This is a genomic window from Desulfovibrio sp. Fe33 (assembly GCF_028532725.1).
Taxonomy (GTDB): Bacteria; Desulfobacterota; Desulfovibrionia; order Desulfovibrionales; family Desulfovibrionaceae; genus Pseudodesulfovibrio.
Genome location: NZ_JAQKGU010000012.1, coordinates 20428 through 41719 on the forward strand (window position 1 = coordinate 20428; position 21292 = coordinate 41719).

The 21292-nt window shown below is 62.8% G+C and carries 15 protein-coding genes; 11 read left to right on the top strand and 4 right to left on the bottom strand.

Annotated elements, in window-relative coordinates:
- The 4 genes from PSN43_RS14130 to PSN43_RS14145 all read right to left on the bottom strand — a co-directional run bounded on the left by PSN43_RS14130 (position 1) and on the right by PSN43_RS14145 (position 7217).
- Positions 1 to 624 carry a 4Fe-4S dicluster domain-containing protein gene (locus PSN43_RS14130; protein WP_272701469.1) on the bottom strand — a complete coding sequence of 208 codons (624 nt, stop codon included), beginning with the start codon at positions 622 to 624 and terminating at the stop codon, positions 1 to 3.
- Between the two features lie 13 nt (positions 625 to 637).
- A complete protein-coding gene (locus tag PSN43_RS14135) occupies positions 638 to 3100 on the bottom strand; it encodes a DMSO/selenate family reductase complex A subunit (protein WP_272701381.1) in 2463 nt (820 codons plus the stop codon).
- Between the two features lie 462 nt (positions 3101 to 3562).
- Positions 3563 to 6379: an FAD-binding and (Fe-S)-binding domain-containing protein gene (locus PSN43_RS14140; RefSeq protein WP_272701382.1), complete on the bottom strand. Its 2817-nt coding sequence runs from the start codon at positions 6377 to 6379 to the stop codon at positions 3563 to 3565.
- Between the two features lie 172 nt (positions 6380 to 6551).
- Positions 6552 to 7217 carry a carbonic anhydrase gene (locus tag PSN43_RS14145; protein WP_272701383.1) on the bottom strand — a complete coding sequence of 222 codons (666 nt, stop codon included), beginning with the start codon at positions 7215 to 7217 and terminating at the stop codon, positions 6552 to 6554.
- Positions 7218 to 7472: 255 nt separating this feature from the next.
- Here PSN43_RS14145 and allE point away from each other — a divergent pair, with 255 nt between their 5' ends.
- From allE to PSN43_RS14200, 11 genes are all read left to right on the top strand, one after another.
- Positions 7473 to 8252, top strand: a complete 780-nt coding sequence (gene allE, locus PSN43_RS14150; RefSeq protein ID WP_272701384.1) for a (S)-ureidoglycine aminohydrolase — start codon at positions 7473 to 7475, stop codon at positions 8250 to 8252.
- A gap of 154 nt (positions 8253 to 8406) precedes the next feature.
- Positions 8407 to 9180, top strand: a complete 774-nt coding sequence (locus PSN43_RS14155) for an NAD kinase (RefSeq protein ID WP_272701385.1) — start codon at positions 8407 to 8409, stop codon at positions 9178 to 9180.
- 114 nt (positions 9181 to 9294) lie between these two features.
- Positions 9295 to 11469: an MFS transporter gene (locus PSN43_RS14160; RefSeq protein ID WP_272701386.1), complete on the top strand. Its 2175-nt coding sequence runs from the start codon at positions 9295 to 9297 to the stop codon at positions 11467 to 11469.
- 219 nt (positions 11470 to 11688) lie between these two features.
- A complete protein-coding gene (locus PSN43_RS14165) occupies positions 11689 to 13473 on the top strand; it encodes a sensor histidine kinase (protein WP_272701387.1) in 1785 nt (594 codons plus the stop codon).
- Complete coding sequence (locus tag PSN43_RS14170; protein WP_272701388.1) at positions 13470 to 14819, top strand: sigma-54-dependent transcriptional regulator; 1350 nt, start codon at positions 13470 to 13472, stop codon at positions 14817 to 14819. Before PSN43_RS14165 ends, PSN43_RS14170 begins: the two co-directional genes overlap by 4 nt.
- Before the next feature lie 323 nt (positions 14820 to 15142).
- Positions 15143 to 15787 carry a succinate dehydrogenase/fumarate reductase cytochrome b subunit gene (locus PSN43_RS14175; RefSeq protein WP_272701389.1) on the top strand — a complete coding sequence of 215 codons (645 nt, stop codon included), beginning with the start codon at positions 15143 to 15145 and terminating at the stop codon, positions 15785 to 15787.
- Positions 15788 to 15800: 13 nt separating this feature from the next.
- Positions 15801 to 17681, top strand: a complete 1881-nt coding sequence (locus PSN43_RS14180; RefSeq protein ID WP_272701390.1) for a fumarate reductase flavoprotein subunit — start codon at positions 15801 to 15803, stop codon at positions 17679 to 17681.
- 24 nt (positions 17682 to 17705) lie between these two features.
- Positions 17706 to 18446, top strand: a complete 741-nt coding sequence (locus PSN43_RS14185; RefSeq protein ID WP_272701391.1) for a fumarate reductase iron-sulfur subunit — start codon at positions 17706 to 17708, stop codon at positions 18444 to 18446.
- Position 18447: 1 nt separating this feature from the next.
- The gene (locus tag PSN43_RS14190) at positions 18448 to 19287 is read left to right on the top strand and encodes a fumarate hydratase (RefSeq protein ID WP_272701392.1); all 840 of its coding nucleotides are present in this window, start codon (positions 18448 to 18450) and stop codon (positions 19285 to 19287) included.
- A complete protein-coding gene (locus tag PSN43_RS14195; RefSeq protein WP_272701393.1) occupies positions 19287 to 19844 on the top strand; it encodes a Fe-S-containing hydro-lyase in 558 nt (185 codons plus the stop codon). Before PSN43_RS14190 ends, PSN43_RS14195 begins: the two co-directional genes overlap by 1 nt.
- Positions 19845 to 19869: 25 nt before the next feature.
- Positions 19870 to 21192, top strand: coding sequence for a malic enzyme-like NAD(P)-binding protein (locus PSN43_RS14200; protein WP_272701394.1), 1323 nt, complete (start codon positions 19870 to 19872; stop codon positions 21190 to 21192).
- Positions 21193 to 21292: the final 100 nt, after the last annotated feature.

Below are 21292 nucleotides of genomic sequence, written 5' to 3' on the forward strand. Positions count from 1 at the left end.
CTAGAACTCCTCTCTGTTGGCCAACACGGAGGCCGACTTGCGCACCGACAGACTGTCGCGGTGCTTTATCAGGCACAGGTTGGGTTCAGTGAGTTTGGCTGAAGGCAGCGGAGCGACGTCGGCCCGTCCGAGCCGTGCGGCGGCCTCCTTGCGCGGAGCGACGTCCAAGGCGCGGCTGGGGCACGCCGCCACACAGGCGGGAAGCTTGCCCTTGGCCAGGAAGTCCCGGCACATGTCGCACTTGGTCATATGCTTTTTCACGCGGTCCAGGACCGGGGCCGAGTAGGGACAGTTCCACTGGCAGTTGCCGCAAGCGATGCAGCGGTCCGGGTCGATGGCCACGATGCCGTTTTCCACGACCTGCATGGCGCCCGTGGGGCAGACCGTTACGCAGACGGGATTTTCGCAATGGTTGCACGATACGGAGACGTAATAGGCGAGCACGTTTTGCGTGTACGAGCCGTCCGGCTCCTCCGTCCAATCCCCGGATGCGCATTCGAGCACCTTCCGCCACGATACGCCGACAGGCAGATCGTGTTTGTCCTTGCAGGCGATCATGCACGCCTTGCAGCCGTTGCACCGGGAAGCGTCAAATACGAACGCGAGTTCCTGATTCAGATTCATCACGGTCGCCTCCTTATATCCGGTCCACCTGGACAAGGTTGGTGTGCTGGGGATTGGCCTTGCCGATGGCTGTAGGCCTGTACTTGGTCAGGGTGTTGATACATCCTCCAACGTCCACCTTGCTGTCCGCGGAGAGCGGCTTGTACCAGGCGCCCTGTCCCATGGCGACGACGCCGGGAATGATGCGCGGGGTCACCTTGGCCCTGATGCGCACCTCGCCCCGGTCGTTGAACACCCGGACAAGATCGTTGTGCCTGATGCCCCGCCGTTCGGCGTCGATGGGGTTGATCCACATGGTCTGCGGCAACACTTCCAGCAGCCAGTCAACGTTGGCGTAGTGGGAGTGCGTCCGCCCCTTGTAGTGGAAACCGATGAGCTGAAGCGGGTACTTTTCCTTGGTCTTCATGTCTTCGCAGCCGTCCCAGGTCGCCACATACTGCGGCACGAACGGAATAACGTCGCCCAGCACGGAGCTGTCGACCTTCCGCTTTTGCGAAAGGGTGCGCAGCGCGGCGGAGTACAGCTCCACCTTGCCCGACGGGGTCTTCAGGGGATGCGCCACCGGGTCCTGCCGGAAATCGGCGAAGGGAACGGGGAAGTCCCTTCCCTTGGCGCGCTGATGCACGCCCGCCTTGCGCGCTTCGGCCACGGTCGCGGGCATTTCGGGGAAGGTCTTGCGGGTGCCGGTCTGGTAGAGATAGTCGATCCATGCCTCCCGGTCGCGGCCTTCGGTGAATTCCTTCTCCACGCCCAGCCGACGGGCCAGGTCCGCGCAGACGTCATAGACGGGGCGGGACTCGAAGAACGGCTTGACCGCCTCGGTGAGCAACGCCCAGTCAGTGTTCATGGCGTAGCTCGGCCCCACGATGTCCGTCTGCTCCGGATACATGCAGCTCGGCAGGACGATATCGGCCCATTTGGCCGTCGCGGTCATGTGGGTGTCCATGACCACGATCATCTCGCACTTGGTTTCGTCGGAGAGCACGCGCTCGGTTTCGGCGATCTCGGAGTGCTGGTTGATGATGGTGTTGCCCGCATAGTTCCATATGAACTTGATGTCGGCGGGATACCGGTCGCCGCCGATGATACCGTCCTGGTCCGCGGTCATGTCCTTGCCGTGCTCCACGGCCTTGAGCCACATGAAGACCGGGAAGCGGGTCTTGACGCCGTTGTCGCCTATGGGCAGGCGCGGAGTCTTGCTCTGATGGTAGGCGTCCAGGTCGCCGTTGTTGCCGCCCCGAATGCCGACGTTGCCGGTCAGGTTGGCCAGAGCGGCCACGGCCATGACGTTCATCTCGCCGGCGGCCTGGCGCTGAATGCCCCAGCCCTGCATGATGTAGCACGGCTTGATCTGGCCGATCTCGCGGGCCAGCTTGTATATCCTGGCGGCGGGAACGCCGGAGATGGCGGCCGCCCATTCCGGGGTTTTGGCAACCATATCGAACCCGGTGCCCAGGATGTAGTCGGAATAGGAGGAATGCTCGGGCGCATCCTCGGGAAGCGTCGAGGCGTCGAAGCCCACGCAATGGGTATTCAGGTACTCCCGGTCGATCATCCCCTCCGTAATCAGCACGTAGGCCAGGGCCGAAGCCAACGCGGCGTCGGTGCCGGGACGAATGGGAATCCATTCGTCGGCCACGGTCACGCAGGTGTCGGTGTAGCGGGGGTCGATGATGATGATCTTGGTGTTGCCCTTTTTCTTGGCCTCAAGAATCTCGTACTGCAAGCCGCCGCCGCTGGACCGGGTCTCGCTCAGGTTCGCGCCGAAGAACACGGCCAGCTTGGTGTGGACGATGTCCGAAATGGCGTTGCCGGAATATCCGGCCTTGCCGTAGAGGTAGCGCAACGCAGCCTGGTTCTGGGCGGAACTGTAATCGGAATAGCCCAGGGAGAAGCCGCCGAGACAGTTCATCAGCCGCCAGAAGTTCTCCCGCCGGGTCATAGGCCCGGTGATGACGCCGCTGGCGTAATGGCTGTAAATGGACGCGTTGCCGTAATCCTTGATGCAGTGTTTCAAGCTCGCGGCCACGATATCCAGGGCCTCGTCCCAGGAAACGGGCTCGAATTTCCCTTCGCCGCGCTTGCCGATCCGCTTGAGCGGCGTCTTCAACCGGTCGGGCGAATACATGTGCCGCCGCATGGAACGTCCACGCGGACAGGCGCGCACCTGGAAAACTCCGTTCTCCCAATCGTCCTGCACGCTGTCGTCGGTCTCGACGCGAATGACCTTGTCGTTCCGAACAAATGCCTTCAATACGCATGTGCTGCCGCAGTTGTTTACACATGTCGTATAGATGAAGGGATCGTCGGGAAGCGTCGGTATATCGAACGCCGCGGCTTCCGAAGGCTGGAACAGATGATTCAGACCCAGCAGCGATCCCCCGGCAGCTCCGGCCGCGCAGGATAGCGCGCCGAGCTTTAGGATGCTTCGCCGCTCGGGACTGAAAGCAACAGTGCTCTTTTTCTTTTGTGTCATATGCTACTCTCCTCAGTAGAATACGCGGCGCAGCCAACGGCATCATTTCCAGCGGAGTCGATGCCGCCGACAGGCCCGATTACAAGTTTGCGCTCAGCGCCTTATTCGTAACCATTATCAAACCACCATTTATAGAACCCTATCTATTTTGCATATATTCTTATGGGTTAATTAGGGTGTCCCATTAATGCACAATTTATTAAACGAAATAGATAGTGTCAACGACAAAACATTTTACATATTACTTTCGCTAAGCCATGTAAAACAATTTACTATTATTATTTACCCCGAAAAACATCGTAGCCCCCGCTTCAGCCGCCCCGGGGAATGCAGCCGTTCCGGGAAGTTACGGTTCCGCAACGGAATCGCCTTCCCGCCGCGAGACGCCTTCCGCCGCAAAAAAAGGAAAGGGGAGCGAAGGTTTCCCCCCGCTCCCCTTTCGGAATTAACGTGAAATGATTCCTACGCCTTGGGCCAACTGGCCTCGTCGAGCAGGAAAAGAATGTTCTTGTACGGCACCTCGCCGTGCAGGGACAAGCCGATCTCGCAGGTGCGGGACGTGGAATAGCCGATGGTGCATCCGTCGAGCTGCCTGCGCAGCTCCTTGAGGCCCGCCTTGTTCAGTTCCGGATAGTTGAAGCCCCGGTCTCCGGCGAAGCCGCAGCAGAAGACCTCGTCGGGCACGACCACTTCGCGGGCGCACCGGCGGGCCAGGGCCTCCATCTCCTCGGCCAGCCCCATCTTGCGCGAGGTGCAGGTGATATGCAGGGCCACCTTGCGGTTCACCGGAGTGAACTCCAGCTTGTCGGCGAGGAAACGCGCGGCGAACTCCACCGGCTCAAAGAGCTTGAGCTCCTTGATGTGCTCCTTCATGCGATAGAGGCATGGGCTGGTGTCGCAGAGAATGGGCAGTTCGCCCCCGTTGCTGGCCGCGCGCAGGGCGCATTCCAACTCGCGGAGCTTGGCGTCGGCCTGCTCCACGAAACCCTTTGATTCCCAGGGCTGGCCGCAGCACAGCTTGGTCATGCCCGCCGGGTAGACGACCTCATACCCAGCCTTGGCGAGAAGGCTCAGGGTGCGGTCGCGGATGGCGGTCTTGTCCGGGTCGTGCTTTTCCGCCCCCATGTGCCGGGCCACGCAGCTCGGGAAGTAGACCACGCGATTGCCGGTCGCGGGAGCCGTAAGACGGGCCGGGGATGCGGCGCGGGGCATGGAAGTGTTCCAACGGGGGATGCGCTTGCCGGAATACTTGTGCAGGCCGGAGGCGACCGCGTCCATGGCCTTGTCGCCCAGCACGTCCTGGGCGGCCCCGGCCACGCGCAACGCGCCGGACACGGCGTGCACGGTCAGGCCTGTGTTGCCGGCGGCAAAGGAGGCCGCGGCGTTCTGCCAGCGTCCATGTCCCCATGCGCGATATTGCTTGATGAACTTGCCTGTGTCGATGGACACGGGACAACGCAGGGCGCACAGGCCGTCGGCGGCGCAAGTGGCCTCGCCGTCGTAATCGTAGTTGTCGTGGAACGCCTTGCGGGTGTCTGCGGCTTCGCCGCTTTCCTCCTGACGCGCTATCTCGCGGTAGGCCACGATGCGCTGGCGCGGAGTCAGCGTCAGGGAACGCGACGGACAGGTGGGCTCGCAGAAACCGCACTCGATGCACTTGTCGATAAGCCCGTCGGCCACGGGCAGCGGCTTGAGGTCCTTGAGATGCGCCCGGGGGTCGTCGTTGATGATGACGCCGGGATTGAGCAGCCCCCTGGGATCGAAAAGCTCCTTGATCTCGCGCATGAGAGCGAAGGCGTCCCGGCCCCATTCCAGCTCCACGAAGTGGGCCATGTTCCGCCCTGTGCCGTGCTCGGCCTTGAGGGATCCGTTGTACTTGTTGGCCACCATGTCGGTGACGTCGTTCATGAACGCCTCGTAGCGGTCGATCTCGGCCTGGGCGTTGAAGTCCTGGGTGAAGACGAAGTGCAGGTTGCCCTCCAGGGCGTGCCCGAAGATGATCGCCTTGTCGTAGCCGTGCTTGCGGAAGAGCTCCTGGAGATCGAGCGCGCCGTCGGCCAGCGATTCTATGGGGAAGGCCACGTCCTCGATGATGACCGTGGTCCCGGCCTCGCGCACCGCGCCCACGGCCGGGAACAGCCCCTTGCGCACGTTCCACAGCTTGCCGAACTCGGCGGGCACGTCGGTGAACAGGTGCGGCTCAACAGGCTCGATGTCCTTGATGATCTCCTTGACCCTGGCGATCTTCTCCTCCAGCTCCCCGGCGGAACCGGCGCGGACCTCGACCAGGAGCGCGGCGGCGTCGGGACCAAGGGTATCCAACCCCTCGGGCATTCCGGGCTTGTCCTGGACCGAGGCGATGGCCGCGCGGTCCATGATCTCGGCGGCGGACACGGCTCCTCCGCGCAGGGCGGTGGCGGCCTGGCAGGCCGAGCGGATGTCCGGGAAACGCATCAGGGCCGACGCCTTGTGCGGGTGCTCGACCACGGTGTTGTAGACGACCTTGGAGATGAAGGCGAGGGTCCCTTCGCTGCCCACCAGAAGATGTTGGAGAATCTCGAACGGGTCCTCGAAATCCACGATGGCGTTGAGGCTGTAGCCCGTGGTGTTCTTGATCTTGAACTTGCGGCGGATGCGGTCTGCCAGGGTCTTGTTCTCCAACACCCGGGCGCGCATGTCGGACAGCTTGTCGAGAATATGCCCGTGAGTGCGGGCGAAGGCGTCGCGGCTGGCCTGATCTCCGGTGTCCAGGGGCGTGCCGTCCATCAGGACCAGACGCATGGAATGCAAGGTCTTGTAGGAGTTCTCGGCCACGCCGCAACACATGCCCGAAGCGTTGTTGGCCACGATGCCGCCGATTTTGCAGGTGTCGATGGAAGCCGGGTCCGGTCCGATCTTCTTGCCGTGCGGGGCCAGGTACTTGTTTGCCTGGCTGCCGATGATGCCCGGCTCCAGCTCGATCTTTTGCGCATCGTCGAAGATGCGAAAATGACGCCAGCCGTCGCCGAGACGGACCAGCACCGAATCGCTGATGGCCTGCCCCGACAGGCTGGTGCCCGCCGCTCGGAAAGTCACGGACACGTTGTGCCTGTTCACCACGGCCAGGATGCGGATGACCTCATCCTCACTGTCCGTGTCGACCACTATCTTCGGAATAAGCCGGTAAAAACTGGCGTCCGTGCCGTATGCCAGGGTGCGCAAAGGGTCCGTGTAGACACGGTCCTTAGGCAGGAACGCGAGTAATTCCCGGTGAATGGCGTCGTATGGGGTGATGAGCATTTTCTATCTCCTTGGTATGAAATAAAACCGGAAGACTCCGGAAGGACAGCATACCACAAATGCTCCCACCCAAACAACCGTGTACCGATTTTTTCACATAGGGCAAAAAAGAAGTCCCCGGTTCCGATCGGAAACCGGGGCATTACGCCGAAGGCAAGGGATCGTCCCGGTTCTATTCCGCCGCGTCTTCCTTTCTCGAAAGGACGCCGGATACGGTCAGGGGCTCGAAGGTCTTGGTCGTGGGCATGTAGCTCAACAACTGGCCCGACTCCATCTCGAAGTACCAGCCGTGCAGAAAGAGATTGCCCTCGTCCATCCGCTTCTTGATCCAGGGGAACGTCATCAGGTTCTGGACGGAACGCAGGGTGCCCGCCATCTCGCAGGCGGTGCAGGACTTCTTGTTCACCTCGCCGAAATGCTCCATGACCTCTTCACGCACCGGGGCCATGACCGTCAGCCACTTGTTCAGGAACTCGGTATGCCGGACCGCGTCGTCGCGCATCAGGGCGTCGATGCCGCCGCACAGGCTGTGGCCCAGCACGATGATGTCGTTCACCTTGAGGACCTTGACCGCATACTCGATGGCCGAGGACACGCCGTGGAAGCCCGTGTCGCACTCATAGGGAGGCACGATGTTGGCCACGTTCCGGATCACGAAAATATCACCCGGCTCACACTGCATGATGAACGACGGATCGGTGCGCGAATCGCTGCACGCGATGACCAAAGCCGTGGGATTCTGGCCTTTGCAGAGAAGCCCGAACGGGGCGTCCTCCCGACAGAAGAACTCGTTTCGGAAATTTCGGAACCCGGCAATAAACTTCTGAATATCCTTCATGAAACTAGACACCTCGCTGGTATGGGCTATATTTTTTTACCATCACCTCCTGTTTCAGTAGATTATTTCCCGGCGGTATGCAACGCGCTCGCCCGCGCTCTTACCGGCAGCGCCATATCGATTCGACATGACAAGAAAAAACGGATATCGAGACCGTCGATCCGTGCGGCGTTTCCGCCGCTTCCGGCCCTTCGGGAAACGACCTCCCCCGATGGCCCGGCAACCCCGAGCAGGCCGAAAACGACCAGGACAACCATGCCGTATCCCGAAGGCTTCCTGAAAAACCGCTCCACGTACGAACCCGGCAAGTACGCGGTCATCACCACCGAGGGCCGGGTCATCAACGTGATCCCGGGCATCGAAGGCTGCGCCCTGTCCATACTGGCATCGCCCAAGCTCGGAGCCAACTTCGTGCAGCTCGTCGGCACGGTATCCACCGCAGGGCGGACGACCATGCCATACGGACAGGCCGAAGGCGTCGAGGCGTTCCTCTTCGTCATGGACGGCGAGGGGACGCTTGCGGTCGAAGTGGACGGCCAAACCAAAAACCTGACTGCGGGCGGCTACATCTACGCGCCTCCGGGCAAGGGCGTAAGCTTCGCGTCGGCCGGAGACGCGCCTGTCACCGTCCTTCTCTACAAGCAGCGTTTCATCCCCCACCCCGACCGGGCCGCAAGGGAACCGTGGATGGTCACCGGCTCCATCCGCGACATCGCGGAACTGCGCTACGACTCCATGGACAACGTCTTCGTGCGCGATCTGCTGCCCACGGATCAGGCCTTCGACATGAACTTCCACACCCTGGCCTTCCTGCCCGGCGGCTGCCACCCCTTCGTGGAAACCCACGTGCAGGAGCACGGCATGTATATTTATCGCGGCGAGGGACTTTACCTGCTGGATGAAAAATGGCTGCCGGTGGAGTCCGGCGACTTCATCTGGATCGCCCCCTTCTGCAAGCAGGCATGCTACGGCATCGGCCTCGACCGCATGGAATACATCTATTCCAAGGACTGCAATCGAGACGAATCCATCTAGCTGATTTTCCGAATCTTTACGCCGCACGACGCAACCCGCGCCGTGCGGCGTTCCCATGTCCGCCGGTAAGAAAAGGCCGCCCGCCCCCCTTTACTGGACCGCCCATGCATTGTAGTGGGTCCCACAAAGAACCAGTGCAAAAAGGGGACACCACATGGAAGCCGCCATTCGCCGTATCGCCTGCGTCGCCTCGGAAACGCCCACCGCACGGGAACGATTCGCCATTCTGAAAGACCGCTACCCGTTGGTCCCGGTGGAGGAGGCCGACGCCCTGGTGACGCTCGGAGGCGACGGCTTCATGCTCAGGGCCATGCATGAATTCATGGACCTCGACCTGCCCATCTACGGCATGAACTGCGGGACCATCGGCTTCCTGCTCAACCAGTTCGCGCCGGACAACCTCCTTGAACGGATCAACGCGGCCCAGGAACATCTATTGAGCCCGTTGGCAATGACCGCCACGAACGTCAAAGGAGAACGTATTTCCGCCCTGGCCTACAACGAGGTGGCCATGCTGCGCATCTCCCAGCAGTCCGCCCACATCCGGTTGTTCATCAACGGTCGGGAACGGCTCGACAACCTGGTCTGCGACGGCATCATGCTCGCCACCCCGGCGGGCAGCACGGCCTACAACCTGTCCGCCCACGGCCCGATCATTCCCCTCGGCTCCAACGTCCTGGCCCTGACGCCGATCTGCCCCTTCAGGCCCCGCCGCTGGAACGGCGCCCTGCTGCCCAACACCGCGGACGTGGAGTTCGAAATCCTCACCCCCGACAGGCGGCCGGTGAGCGCCACCGCGGACTTCCTCGAAATACGCGACGTGGCCCACATTCTGGTCCATGAGGACCACACCCGCCCGGCGCGCATTCTTTTCGCCCCCGACCACTCCCTGGAGGAGCGCATCTTCAACGAGCAGTTCGTCCACTGACCCGGCCCCGCCCGGCCGAGGGTGGACAACTCCGGCGATTCCGTTCAGACTGGCTCACTACGTGGACCGTCCCGGCAGCCGCAAACCGCCGTTTAACCGGCACCCGACACCGACATGCAACCGAACGGCAACAACCGCACCTTCGCCGCCGTCCTGACCGGCGGACTCTTCACCACCCTGGGCGTGGGGCTGTTCGCCTTCACCATCCCGCTTCTCAGCCTGGACGAACGGGTCAGCGGGGCATGGCTCGGCACGGCGTTCGCCGCGTACTACCTGGCCAAGCTTCTGGCCTCGCCCCTGGCGGGCATGGCCTCCGACAAATTCGGCCCCAAACCGGTCCTGGTCCTGGCCACAGCCGCCGGGTGCCTCATACCCCTGACCTATTTCACGGCTCCCGGCCTGACCTCCCTGTACATCATCCAGGCCGCCATGGGCCTGGTCTCCGGCCTGATCCGCCCCGTGGGACTGGCGGCCCTCGGCGGTTCGGCCTCTGGCCCGACCCTGTCCCGCCGTTTCGCGGCCAATGCGGCCCTCTTCAACGCCGCCTCCTTTGCGGGGCCGATCCTCGGCAGCCTGCTCTACACCACCGGGGTCATGGGCCCCGTCCTCATCGGCCTGTCCATCTGCCTCGGCCTGGCCCTGGTCGCTACCTTCCTGCTCATGCCGGAGAATGCGGCCACCAACTTCGCCCCGCATCCGGCCGAACCGGCCCGGCCCGCGCCGCCGCGCCACCGGGGAAAAGGCGCGGCCCTGCTCCTGGCCATCGGCGGCCGCAGCCTGGGCATCGGCCTGGCCACGGCCTTCTATCCCATCGTCCTGGCCGACGTTCTCGGACGGCACGGGCCCGTCATCGCCGCCACCTTCGCCGCGCCGGGGCTGGCAACCTTCCTCGGGCTGCTGCTCACCGGCCGCTTCACCAACAAGAGTCCCGACATGGACCGCGTGGTCCTGGGCATGTTCCTCAGCGCGGGCGGACTGTACGCCCTCGGCGGGTGCCGGGAGCTTTGGCAGTTCATCACCTTCGGCGTGATCCTCGGGCTCGGCGCGGCCCTGTCCATCCCGGCGTCCATGTTCTTCGCCTCCACCCTGAGCCGCCGCCAGGGAGCGGTTTTCGGCGCGGCCAACCTCGCCTCGGGGCTGGGCTTTCTCCTCGGCCCGCTGCTGGGCGGATTCGCGGTCCACACCCTGCACTCCCCGGCTCCGGGCCTCAAGGCGGCGGCGGTCATCGGCGCGCTGGCCTGTCTGCCACTGCTGTCCTACGTCTTCCGCGACCAGTTCCATTGGGGCCGGGGCATGACCTGGACCGCCACGGGGCTCACGGCGGCATTGCTCGGACTGCTCCTCTTCCCGGCATTCTCCCCGGACCTCCATCCCGACGACCGGGACGAGGACGTCTACCGTTTCACGGACGTGGCCATGGGCACCGTGGTCAAACTGACGATCGAAGCCCCGAGCCGCAAATCGGCCTCACTCGCCGCCCGCCGGACCATGACCGCCATGCGGGCTCTGCAACAGGACTACGACCACCGCAACCCGAGCGGCTCCATCGGACGGATCAACCGGGCGGCCGGGAGTACCTGGATAAAGACCACGCCGAGGGCCTTCGCTCTGCTCGACCGCGCCCTCAAATTCAGCGCGGCCACGGACGGGGTCTTCGATCCGACCGTCGGCGCCCTGACAACCTCGCCCTTCTACTACGCCATGGACGAATCCGTGGCCCGGGCCAAGTCCGGGCTGGTGGACTACCGCATGGTCCTGATGGACCCGGCGGGCGACCGCGTGCGGCTCAAGAAGAAAGGCATGGCCCTGGACCTCGGCGGCATCGCCAAGGGGTCCATTGTGGACGCGGCGGTGGCCCTGCTCAAAAAACACGGCGTACCGTCGGGCATCGTCGAGGCCGGGGGAGACTTCCGCTGCTTCGGAGACCGCGACTGGAACGTGGGCATCCGCCACCCGCGCAACTCCGCCGTGTTCCAGACCATCCCCATCCGCGACAAGGGGGTGTGCGGCTCGGGCGACTACCAGCAATTCGTCACCCCGGACAAAAAAGGCGGCCCCATCAGGCACCACCACATCATCGACCCCTCGACCATGGACTCGGCCCACGAATCCATCGGCGTGACGGTCGTCGCCGACACGGCCGAACTGGCCGACGCCCTGGCCACAACCCTGTTCATCATGGGACCGGCAAAGGGCACGGCCTTCCTCAAGCGATACTCTCCCGAGAGCGCGTGCATCTGGTTCCTGCCCGACGGAACCGTGTCCTACACCGACAATTTCCCGCAATAAACGCGCGGCCGCGGCATATCGGTATCCTATTTGCTACTCTCAAGGCATGACGTTATGCCCCATCAGAAAAATAGTACATTATTCAGATAAGTTGCCAGTATTTATTGCAACGGTCCTCCGCTTTTCCCCTTGCCCGATAGGCGGATTTCCGCCTATTGCTGTCATATCGTCTGAAACAGCAGCATCCCCCTTCGCGGCGGGCACAGGGACAGGCAAGGCATGAAAGGTTTCAACGAGACGCGATTCAACTCACCGACGGTGGTCCTGGGCATCTTCCTGCTCATCGGCCTGCCGTTCATCGTCGGCCTGCTGGTGCAGTACGACTACCTCCAGGACCTGGAACAGGTCTCGGAAGAACGGCTGACCCTGTACGAAATGACGCTCGATTCCGAGCTGCGCAAATACGAGTACCTGCCCTACCTCATCTCGGAAAACGGGATGGTCACCAATTTCCTGAACCGAGGCGGCGAAGGCGTGCCCATCAACCGTTTCCTCAAGCGGGTGAACACCATCGCCGAATCGTCCGTGGTCTACATCATCGGCACCGACGGCATCGTCAGGGCGGCCAGCAACTGGGACCGCCCCAACGCCTTCATCGGCCTGGACCTCGGCTTCCGGCCCTACTTCAAGGACGCCATGGCCGGGCGCCAGGGGACCTTCTTCGGCGTGGGCATTACCCGGGGCGAACCCGGCATCTACATTTCCCACCCCATCAAGGACCAGGACAAGGTCATCGGCGTGGCCGTCGCCAAGATCGCCCTCTCCCCTCTGGAGCATCTCTGGAAGGAGGGCGGCGAGACCCTGCTCGTGACCGACTCCAACGGGGTCATCGTCCTGACCAGCCGCCCCAGCTGGAAATACATGACCCTGACGCCGCTCGACGCGGGCATGATCCGGGAGATCCACGCCCGCGAACACTACCCCAAATACCAGCTCCAACACCTGCCCTGGCGTTCCCGGACCCGTTTCGGCTTTGTCCGGGAAGCGACCATCGGCGCGGAACGGTTCCTGCTGAACACCCGGGGCATCCCGGGAACGGACTGGAGAATCAGCTATCTCACGCCCCAGGGGCCGCTCTGGGAGAGGACGCTCGGCGTCTCGCTGACCACGTTCGTCGTCCTAGGCCTGGCCGTGCTGACCCGCCTGTTCCTCAGGGAACGCAGGCAGCGGCAGATATCCCGGCAACAGGCCGTCGAGGCCAACCACATCCGGGACATCAACCGCAAGCTGGCCCAGGAGGTGGAGGAGCGCAAACGCACCGAGCATGAACTGCGCGCGGCCCAGGAAGAGCTGGTGCAGGCGGGCAAGCTGGCCGCTCTCGGCGAGATGGCCACGGCCATCGCCCATGAGCTCAACCAGCCCATCGCGGCCACCAAGACCTACATCGCGAGTTGCAGGCTGATGCTCAGGCGCAACAAGCTGGAGGACCTCGACCCCACCCTCATCAAGGTCTCGGAGCTGGGCGACCGCATGGCCAAAGTCACCGGCCAGCTCAAGTCCTTCGCCAGGCGGACCACGGACAAGAACATCGAGTTCGACCTCCGCCAAGCCATCAAGGAGGCGCTCAACCTGATGAAGCACCAGTTCCTGGTCGAAAACTGCGACCTCAAGCTCTCCATGCCCGGCCAGCCGGTCCTCGTCCGGGGCGACAGGATGCGCATGGAGCAGGTCCTCATCAATCTTTTCCGGAACGGGCTGGACGCGTTGCAGGAAACCCCCTCCCCGCTCATCGGCGTTCGACTGAGCGTGGAAGGGGACAAGGCCACCATTCATGTCTGGGACAACGGTCCCGGCATCGCCAAGGAAGTCGGCAAGAAGATATTCGAGCCGTTCGTGACCACCAAGAAGGAAGGCATCGGCGTGGGGCTGGGCCTGTCCATCTCCTACAAGATCGTCAAGGAAATGAAGGGAGACTTCAGGGTGGCCAACCGCGAACCGTGCGGAGCCGAATTCTATGTTCACCTGCCCTTGTCCAAGCCGCAACAGGATGACAACAGATCATGAGAAAAATCATATTGGTAGATGACGAACAGTCGGTTCGCGACTCGGCCCGGCAATGGTTGGAACTGTCCGACTTCGAAGTGGCGGACTACGCCGACGCGCGCGTGGCCCTCAGGAACATCACGCCCGACTACGCGGGCATCGTCCTCACCGACGTCAAGATGCCCGGCCTGGACGGGCTCGCCTTCCAGAAGGAAATCGCGGCCATCGACGAACACATCCCCGTGGTCCTCTTCACCGGGCACGGTGACATCGCCATGGCCGTGGAGGCCATCCGGGGCGGGGCCTACGACTTCGTGGAAAAGCCCTTCGAACCCGAACAGATCGTGGAGACCATCAAGCGAGCCCTGGAAAAACGCCGCCTCGTCATCGAAAACCGCCAGCTCAAGATGGCGTTGTCCGAATGCGAGGGCATCGATTCCCGGCTGGTCGGCACCAGCCAGCCCATGCGCGAGCTCAAGAAGGAGATCACCCACATCGCCCCCACCAGGGCCAACGTGCTGATCTTCGGCGAGACCGGCACGGGCAAGGAGGTCATCGCCAGGGCCATCCACAATCTCTCCCTGCTCAACAAGGGGCCTTACATGGCCCTCAACTGCGCGACCATCCCGGTCGACATGGCCGAGAGCGAACTGTTCGGCCACGTCAGCGGCGCATTCACCGGGGCGCAGGGCAAACGCATTGGCAAACTCGAAGCGGCCAACGGCGGGACCCTGTTCCTCGACGAGCTCAATTCCATGCCGCTCGACGTGCAGGGCAAGCTGTTGCGTGCCCTGGAAATGCGCGAAATCACTCCGCTGGGAGCCAATTCGCCCCGCGCCGTGAACTTTCGGCTGATTTCCGCCATGAACGAAAACCCGCGCACGGCCATCGATGAAGGGCGGCTGCGCGAGGACCTCTACTTCCGCATCAACACCGTGGAAGTGAACGTCCCGCCCCTGCGCGAGCGCATGGACGACATCCCCCTGCTCTTCTCCTTTTTCCTGGAACGAATGGCCGACACCTACGGTATGGCGGCCGCGCCGCTGGAGCCCGACGGGCTTCCCCTGATGATGAGCCACGACTGGCCCGGCAACGTCCGCGAACTCAAGAGCGTGGCCGAACGCTACATCCTCTCCCCGCTCCCGGCCAAGGAACGGATCGCCAAGATCATATCGGCCAAGACGGGTGACAGCGCATCCCAGGCCGTCAGCCTCCGCGAACAGGTATCCCTGTTCGAACGCCACCTCATCCAGGAGTCCCTGAACCGCAACGGCGGCGTCATCAAGGACGTCATCGACGACCTCGGCATTCCCCGCCGCACCCTCAACGAAAAGATGACCAAATACGGACTGAAACGGTCCGAATAATTCTCGGCGGATTCTTGCCGATCGCATCCCCCCTGATCGGCAAGAATCCGCTCATTCCATTCCTCACACCCTTTTATAGCCTTTGAATTACACGGTTTTTACACCGTGGTCTTCTGGCATACCTGTTGCTCTTCCGAAATCGTTGCGATCCATATCCGATGTAAGAGGAGGTTCCCAAGAGGATCTCAGCAACCGCATCGCCCCACGGAAAGTCGAAAGCATCCGGACACGGATGCGGACACGGCCCGAAAACGGAGCAAGGCGGTTCGAAAGGCAGGGGTTCATTCCATTTCGTATCAATCCAGAACAACAGGTGAAGAATGATGAAAACCTTTACGACATCCGTCCCAGGCGTGTCCCTCACCGATGCCGCCCTTGACTGGCTGCAGATGCTGACGGGAGCGAGCCTGATCCTGTTCATGTGGTGTCACATGCTGCTCGTGTCCTCGGTGGTCATATCGCCGAGCGTCATGAACGCCATCGCGGGCTTCTTCGAAGCCACCTACATGGCCCAGGTCGGCGGCCCGCTTATCTTCCTGACCTTCCTGGTCCACTTCGCCCTGGCCGCGCGCAAGATTCCCTTCCGCGCCGAGGGACAGGGCACCATCTGGGCGCACGCGAAGATGCTCAAGCATCGCGACACGTGGCTGTGGGTCGTCCAGGCCGCTACCGCCATGATCATCCTGATCCTGGGCGCCATCCACATGTGGGTCGTGCTCAACGACCTGCCCATCACCGCCGCCAAGTCCGCCGCGCGGATGCAGCATTTCTGGTGGTTCCTCTTCTACATGATCCTCCTTCCCAGCGTGGAGCTTCACGTCAGCGTCGGCTTCTACCGCATCGCCGTGAAGTGGGGTTTCGTGAAATCCGATCAGCGGAAGGGCTTCAAGCGCTTCGAGACGACCCTGTTCACCATCTTCATGGTCATCGGCGTCATCACCCTCATCCGCTTCGTAACGTTAGGCTAGTGAGGTGAACTCCATGCAGACATATTATTCCGACCTCCTCGTCATCGGCGCGGGCCTGTCCGGCGAGCGTGTGGCCTGCGAGGCCGCCCAGAACGGTTTCAAGGCCACCTGCCTGTCCATCGTGCCCGCCCGACGCTCCCACTCCTCCGCCGCCCAGGGCGGTATGCAGGCCGCTCTCGGCAACTGTGCCAAGGGCGAAGGCGACAACACGGACGTCCACTTCATCGACACAGTCAAGGGTTCCGACTGGGGCTGCGACCAGGAAGTCGCCCGCCTCTTCGCCGACGCCGCGCCCATCGAGATGCGCCGCCTGGCTCACTGGGGCGTGCCCTGGAACCGCGTCGTTCCCGGCCAGTCCTTCTACTTCAAGGGCGGCGAGAAGTTCGAAAAGTACGAAAAGGAAGAAAACGAAGGCCTGATCACCGCCCGTTCCTTCGGCGGCACCGCCAAGTGGCGCACCTGCTACACCTCGGACGGCACCGGCCACGCGGTCATGTGCACCATGGACAACCGCTGCGCCGAGCTCGGCATCGACGTCTTCGACAAGAAGGAAGCCATCTCCCTCATCCATGACGGCGACAAGTGCATGGGCGCGGTGGTCCGCTGCCTGCGCACCGGCCAACTGGAAGTCTTCCTGGCCAAGGCGACCGCCATCTGCACCGGCGGTTTCGGCCGCATCTACAAGGCCACCACCAACGCGGTCATCTGCGACGGCGGCGGCCACACCATCGCCCACGAAACCGGCCTGGTGCCCATCGGCAACCCGGAATCCATCCAGTTCCACCCCACCGGCATCGTGCCCACCGACATCCTCGTCACCGAGGGCTGCCGCGGCGACGGCGGAACCCTGCTCGACGTCAACGAAGAGCGGTTCATGCACATCTACGAGCCGGAAAAGGCCGAGCTGGCCTCCCGCGACGTCGTTTCCCGCCGGATGACCGAGCACATGCGCGCAGGCAAGGGCGTGAAGTCCCCCTACGGCGAGCATCTCTGGCTCGACATCCGTCACTTGGGCGACAAGCACATCTCCACCAAGCTCCGCGAAGTCGACGAAATCTGCCACCACTTCCTGGGCGTGGACCCGCGCGTGGAACTCATCCCCGTACGCCCGACCCAGCACTACACCATGGCCGGTATCCGGACCAACAAGGACGGCGCGGTCTACGGCCTCAAGGGCCTGTACTCCGCGGGCGAAGCGGCCTGCTGGGACATGCACGGCTTCAACCGCCTGGGCGGCAACTCCCTGGCCGAAACCGTGGTCGCCGGCGGCATCATCGGCGCCAAGATCGTTGAATTCCTGAAGGGTTACGAAACCACCTTCGATACCAAGATCATCAACGCCGAGGTCAAGCGCCAGGAAGAGCGCATCCACGACGTCATCCACGGCCGCAACGGCAAGCTGAACCTCTACCAGGTGCGCAACGAGATGCAGGAAGCGCTCATGAAGGGCTGCTTCGTCTTCCGCAACAAGGAAGGCCTCGAAGAATGCGTCGCCACCCTCCAGGGAACCATGGAAAAGGCCCGCAAGGTCGGCCTGGTCTCCGACGGCGCGGGCGCGAACCATGAGCTGGCCGCCGCCCTCAAGCTCGAGGGACAGGTCCGGCTGGCCATGTGCATCGCCCAGGCGGCCCTGATGCGCACCGAATCCCGCGGCTCCCACAACCGCGAAGACTTCCCCGAACGCAACGACGCCGAATGGCTCAACCGCACCCTGGCCTACTGGCCCGAAGGCGCGGACATGCCCGAGCTCAAGTACGAGGACACCACCCCGTTGTTCGAGCTGCCTCCGGGCGACCGCGGCTACGGCGGCGGCAAGATCATTCCGGCTGACGAAAAGTATGTGAAGGAGCGCACCGTCAAGAGCCCCGTCACCGAAATCGGCAAGAAGAAGTAACTCGGTTCAAGAAAGGAATACATCATGGGTAGACAACTTAAATTCGAAATATTCCGGTATAATCCCGAGAAGAAGGGCGATGTTCCGCACATGCAGGAGTACATCCTGGACGAAACGCCGAACATGACCCTGTTCATCGCCCTGAACCGGCTGCGCGAGGAGCAGGACCCTAGCCTGATCTTCGACTTCTGTTGCCGGGCGGGCATCTGCGGCGCCTGCGCCATGGTCATCAACGGTCGCCCCGGCCTGGCCTGCCAGACCAAGACCAAGGACCAGCCCGGACACATCATCCTGCACCCCCTGCCGGTCTTCAAGCTCGTGGGCGACCTGTCCGTCGACACCGGCGTCTGGTTCCGCGACATGTACGCCAAGACCGAATCCTGGGTGCACACCAAAAAGGTCTTCGACCCCGCCAAGGAAGAGGAACGCATGGACAACTCGGTGGCCGAGCAGATTTACGAGCTCGAACGGTGCATCGAGTGCGGCTGCTGCATCGCGGCCTGCGGAACCGCCCGCCTGCGCGACGACTTCATGGGGGCCGCGGCTCTGAACCGCATCGCCCGCTTCGTGGTGGACCCCCGCGACGAACGCACGGACGAACAGTACTTCGAGGTTATCGGCAACGACAACGGCATCTTCGGCTGCATGGGCCTCCTGGCCTGCGAGGACGTCTGTCCCAAGGGGTTGCCCCTGCAGAACCAGCTCGGCTTCCTGCGCCGCAAGATGGGCATCACCGCAATGAAGCAGATATTCAGGAAGAAGTAACATGCGTACCATTCAGACCAGCGAAATCATCGACGCCGTCGCCAAGATGTGCGTCAGCGCCAACACCGAGCTGCCCGCCGACGTGCGCAGCAAGCTCGAAAAGGCCATGGCAGAGGAAACCAGCCCTTCCGCCAAGGAAGTGCTTCGCCAGCTCCTGGAAAACGCGGACCTGGCCCACAACACCAAACTGCCCCTGTGTCAGGACACCGGCCTCGCCGTCTTCTTCGTGGAAGTGGGCGACGACGTGCGCATCGAGGGCGGCAACCTGCGTGAAGCCATCAACGAAGGCACCCGCAGGGGGTACAAGGACGGCTTCCTGCGCAAGTCCGCCTGCGACCCGCTCTCCCGCGCCAACACCGGCGACGGCACCCCGGCCATCATCCACTTCGACTTCGTGCCCGGCGACAAGCTCAAGATATCCTTCATGGCCAAGGGCGGCGGAGCCGAGAACATGTCCCGCGTGACCATGCTCGCCCCGGCCCAGGGTTGGGAAGGCATCAAGAAGTTCGTTGTCAACCGCGTGGCCGAGGCCGGTCCCAACCCCTGCCCGCCCACGGTCATCGGAGTGGGCATCGGCGGGACCTTCGAACACGCCGCCAAGATCGCCAAGCGCGGACTCCTGCGCAAGCTGGACGACACCCATCCCGATCCGGACATCGCGGCCAAGGAAAAGGAACTCGTTGACGCCATCAACGCGCTCGGCATCGGCCCCATGGGACTGGGCGGAAAGACCACCGTGCTCGGCGTCAAGATCACCATGGAACCGTGCCACCTGGCGAGCCTGCCCCTGGCGGTCAACGTGCAGTGCCACTCCCAGCGGCATGAGGAGGTCGAACTCTAATGGCTGAATACAAGCTGAACACCCCGCTGACCGATGAAGACATCGCCCAACTCAAGGCGGGCGACGTGGTCTTCCTGACCGGGACCATCTACTCCGCGCGCGACGCGGCCCACAAGAAGCTCGTGGACCTGCTCGACGCGGGCAAGGAACTGCCCTTCAAGCTCGAAGGCGCGGCCATCTACTACGTCGGCCCCTCCCCGGCGCCTCCGGGCCGCCCCATCGGCGCTGCCGGCCCGACCACCAGCTACCGCATGGATTCCTACGCCCCGCGCCTCTACTCCCTGGGGCTCAAGGCCACCATCGGCAAGGGCAAACGCGACGCGGCCACCCGCCAGGCCATGCAGGACTACACCGCCGTCTACTTCGGAGCCACCGGCGGGGCAGGCGCACTGCTGTCCAACTCCATCGTGGAGTCCAACGTCATAGCCTTCGACGAACTCGGCCCCGAGGCCATTCGCGAAATGAAGGTCGAGGACTTCCCCCTGCTCGTCATCAACGATTCCCACGGCGGCGAATTGTACGCCGTGCCCGACCGCAAGGCCGCGGGCATCGAATAACGCAAACCACCATAAGGAGACTGAAATGGCATTATTCACCAAACAGGAAGCCCTGGACTACCATTCCATCGGCAGGAAGGGAAAGGTCGAGGTCGTCCCGGTCAAGCCGTGCAAAAACCAGAAGCACCTGTCCATGGCCTACAGCCCCGGCGTCGCCGAAGCGTGCATGGCCATCCATGCCGATCCCGAACTGGCCTACGAGTACACCGGCCGCGGCAACCTGATCGCAGTGGTCTCCAACGGCACCGCCGTGCTCGGCCTGGGCAACATCGGTCCCCTGGCGGGCAAGCCTGTCATGGAGGGCAAGGGCGTTCTGTTCAAGGTCTTCGGCGATGTGGACGTCTACGACATCAACCTCGACGTGACCGACCCCGACAAGCTCTGCGACGTGGTCAAGGCCCTGGAGCCCACCTTCGGCGGCATCAACCTCGAAGACATCAAGGCTCCCGAATGCTTCTACATCGAAGAGAAGCTGAAAAAGGAAATGAACATCCCGGTCTTCCATGACGATCAGCACGGTACGGCCATCGTTACCGCCGCCGGCATGATGAACGCCCTCGAAATCTCCGGCAAGGACCCGGCGGAAATGCGCGTGGTCATCTCCGGCGCGGGCGCGGCCGCCATCGCCTGCACCAACCTGTATCGCAACATGGGCGTCAAGTTCGAAAACATCGCCATGTTCGATTCCAAGGGACACATCAACAAGTCCCGCACCGACCTGAACAAGTTCAAGCAGCAGTACGCCACCGAGAAGGCCTACGGCTCCCTGGCCGAAGCCATGGTCGGCGCGGACTGCTTCCTCGGCCTGTCCAAGGCCGGCGTTGTCTCCAAGGAAATGGTCAAGTCCATGTCCGACAACTGCCCGATCATCTTCGCCTGCGCCAACCCCAATCCGGAGATCACCTACGACGACGCCAAGGAAGCACGCCCCGACTGCATCATGGGCACCGGCCGCTCCGACTTCCCCAACCAGGTGAACAACGTGCTCGGCTTCCCCTTCATCTTCCGCGGAGCGCTGGACTGCGGTGCCACGGCCATCACCGAAGGCATGAAGCTGGCTGCTGCCCAGGCCCTGGCCGACCTGGCCAAGACCGAGGCTCCGAAATACGTCTGCGAGGCGTTCGGCGTGGACAAGCTGGAATTCGGCAGAGACTACGTCATTCCCAAGGCCTTGGACCTGCGGCTCATCGAATATGTCTCCGTGGCCGTGGCCAAGGCCGCCATGGAGGAAGGCGTGGCCCGCAAGCCGCTCGACCTGGAAGAGTACAAGGCCTCCCTCGGCAAGCGCATCGCTGAATCCAGTCAGAGGGTCAGCGCATTCGTGGACACCTATCATCTCGGAATATAAAATAAATACGGGCGGGGCTCAGGCCCCGCCCGGAATTTATCCTCAGCGCCGTCTGGGGTTGCGGTCCTTTCCTGGATGAAAAAGAACAACTACTGAGGAG

Excerpts from the sequence above, each read along its gene's own strand:
- PSN43_RS14130 (WP_272701469.1), bottom strand. The coding sequence starts at position 624 with ATGAATCTGAATCAGGAACTCGCGTTCGTATTTGACGCTTCCCGGTGC.
- PSN43_RS14135 (WP_272701381.1), bottom strand. The coding sequence starts at position 3,100 with ATGACACAAAAGAAAAAGAGCACTGTTGCTTTCAGTCCCGAGCGGCGA.
- PSN43_RS14140 (WP_272701382.1), bottom strand. The coding sequence starts at position 6,379 with ATGCTCATCACCCCATACGACGCCATTCACCGGGAATTACTCGCGTTC.
- PSN43_RS14145 (WP_272701383.1), bottom strand. The coding sequence starts at position 7,217 with ATGAAGGATATTCAGAAGTTTATTGCCGGGTTCCGAAATTTCCGAAAC.
- allE (WP_272701384.1), top strand. The coding sequence starts at position 7,473 with ATGCCGTATCCCGAAGGCTTCCTGAAAAACCGCTCCACGTACGAACCC.
- PSN43_RS14155 (WP_272701385.1), top strand. The coding sequence starts at position 8,407 with ATGGAAGCCGCCATTCGCCGTATCGCCTGCGTCGCCTCGGAAACGCCC.
- PSN43_RS14160 (WP_272701386.1), top strand. The coding sequence starts at position 9,295 with ATGCAACCGAACGGCAACAACCGCACCTTCGCCGCCGTCCTGACCGGC.
- PSN43_RS14165 (WP_272701387.1), top strand. The coding sequence starts at position 11,689 with ATGAAAGGTTTCAACGAGACGCGATTCAACTCACCGACGGTGGTCCTG.
- PSN43_RS14170 (WP_272701388.1), top strand. The coding sequence starts at position 13,470 with ATGAGAAAAATCATATTGGTAGATGACGAACAGTCGGTTCGCGACTCG.
- PSN43_RS14175 (WP_272701389.1), top strand. The coding sequence starts at position 15,143 with ATGAAAACCTTTACGACATCCGTCCCAGGCGTGTCCCTCACCGATGCC.
- PSN43_RS14180 (WP_272701390.1), top strand. The coding sequence starts at position 15,801 with ATGCAGACATATTATTCCGACCTCCTCGTCATCGGCGCGGGCCTGTCC.
- PSN43_RS14185 (WP_272701391.1), top strand. The coding sequence starts at position 17,706 with ATGGGTAGACAACTTAAATTCGAAATATTCCGGTATAATCCCGAGAAG.
- PSN43_RS14190 (WP_272701392.1), top strand. The coding sequence starts at position 18,448 with ATGCGTACCATTCAGACCAGCGAAATCATCGACGCCGTCGCCAAGATG.
- PSN43_RS14195 (WP_272701393.1), top strand. The coding sequence starts at position 19,287 with ATGGCTGAATACAAGCTGAACACCCCGCTGACCGATGAAGACATCGCC.
- PSN43_RS14200 (WP_272701394.1), top strand. The coding sequence starts at position 19,870 with ATGGCATTATTCACCAAACAGGAAGCCCTGGACTACCATTCCATCGGC.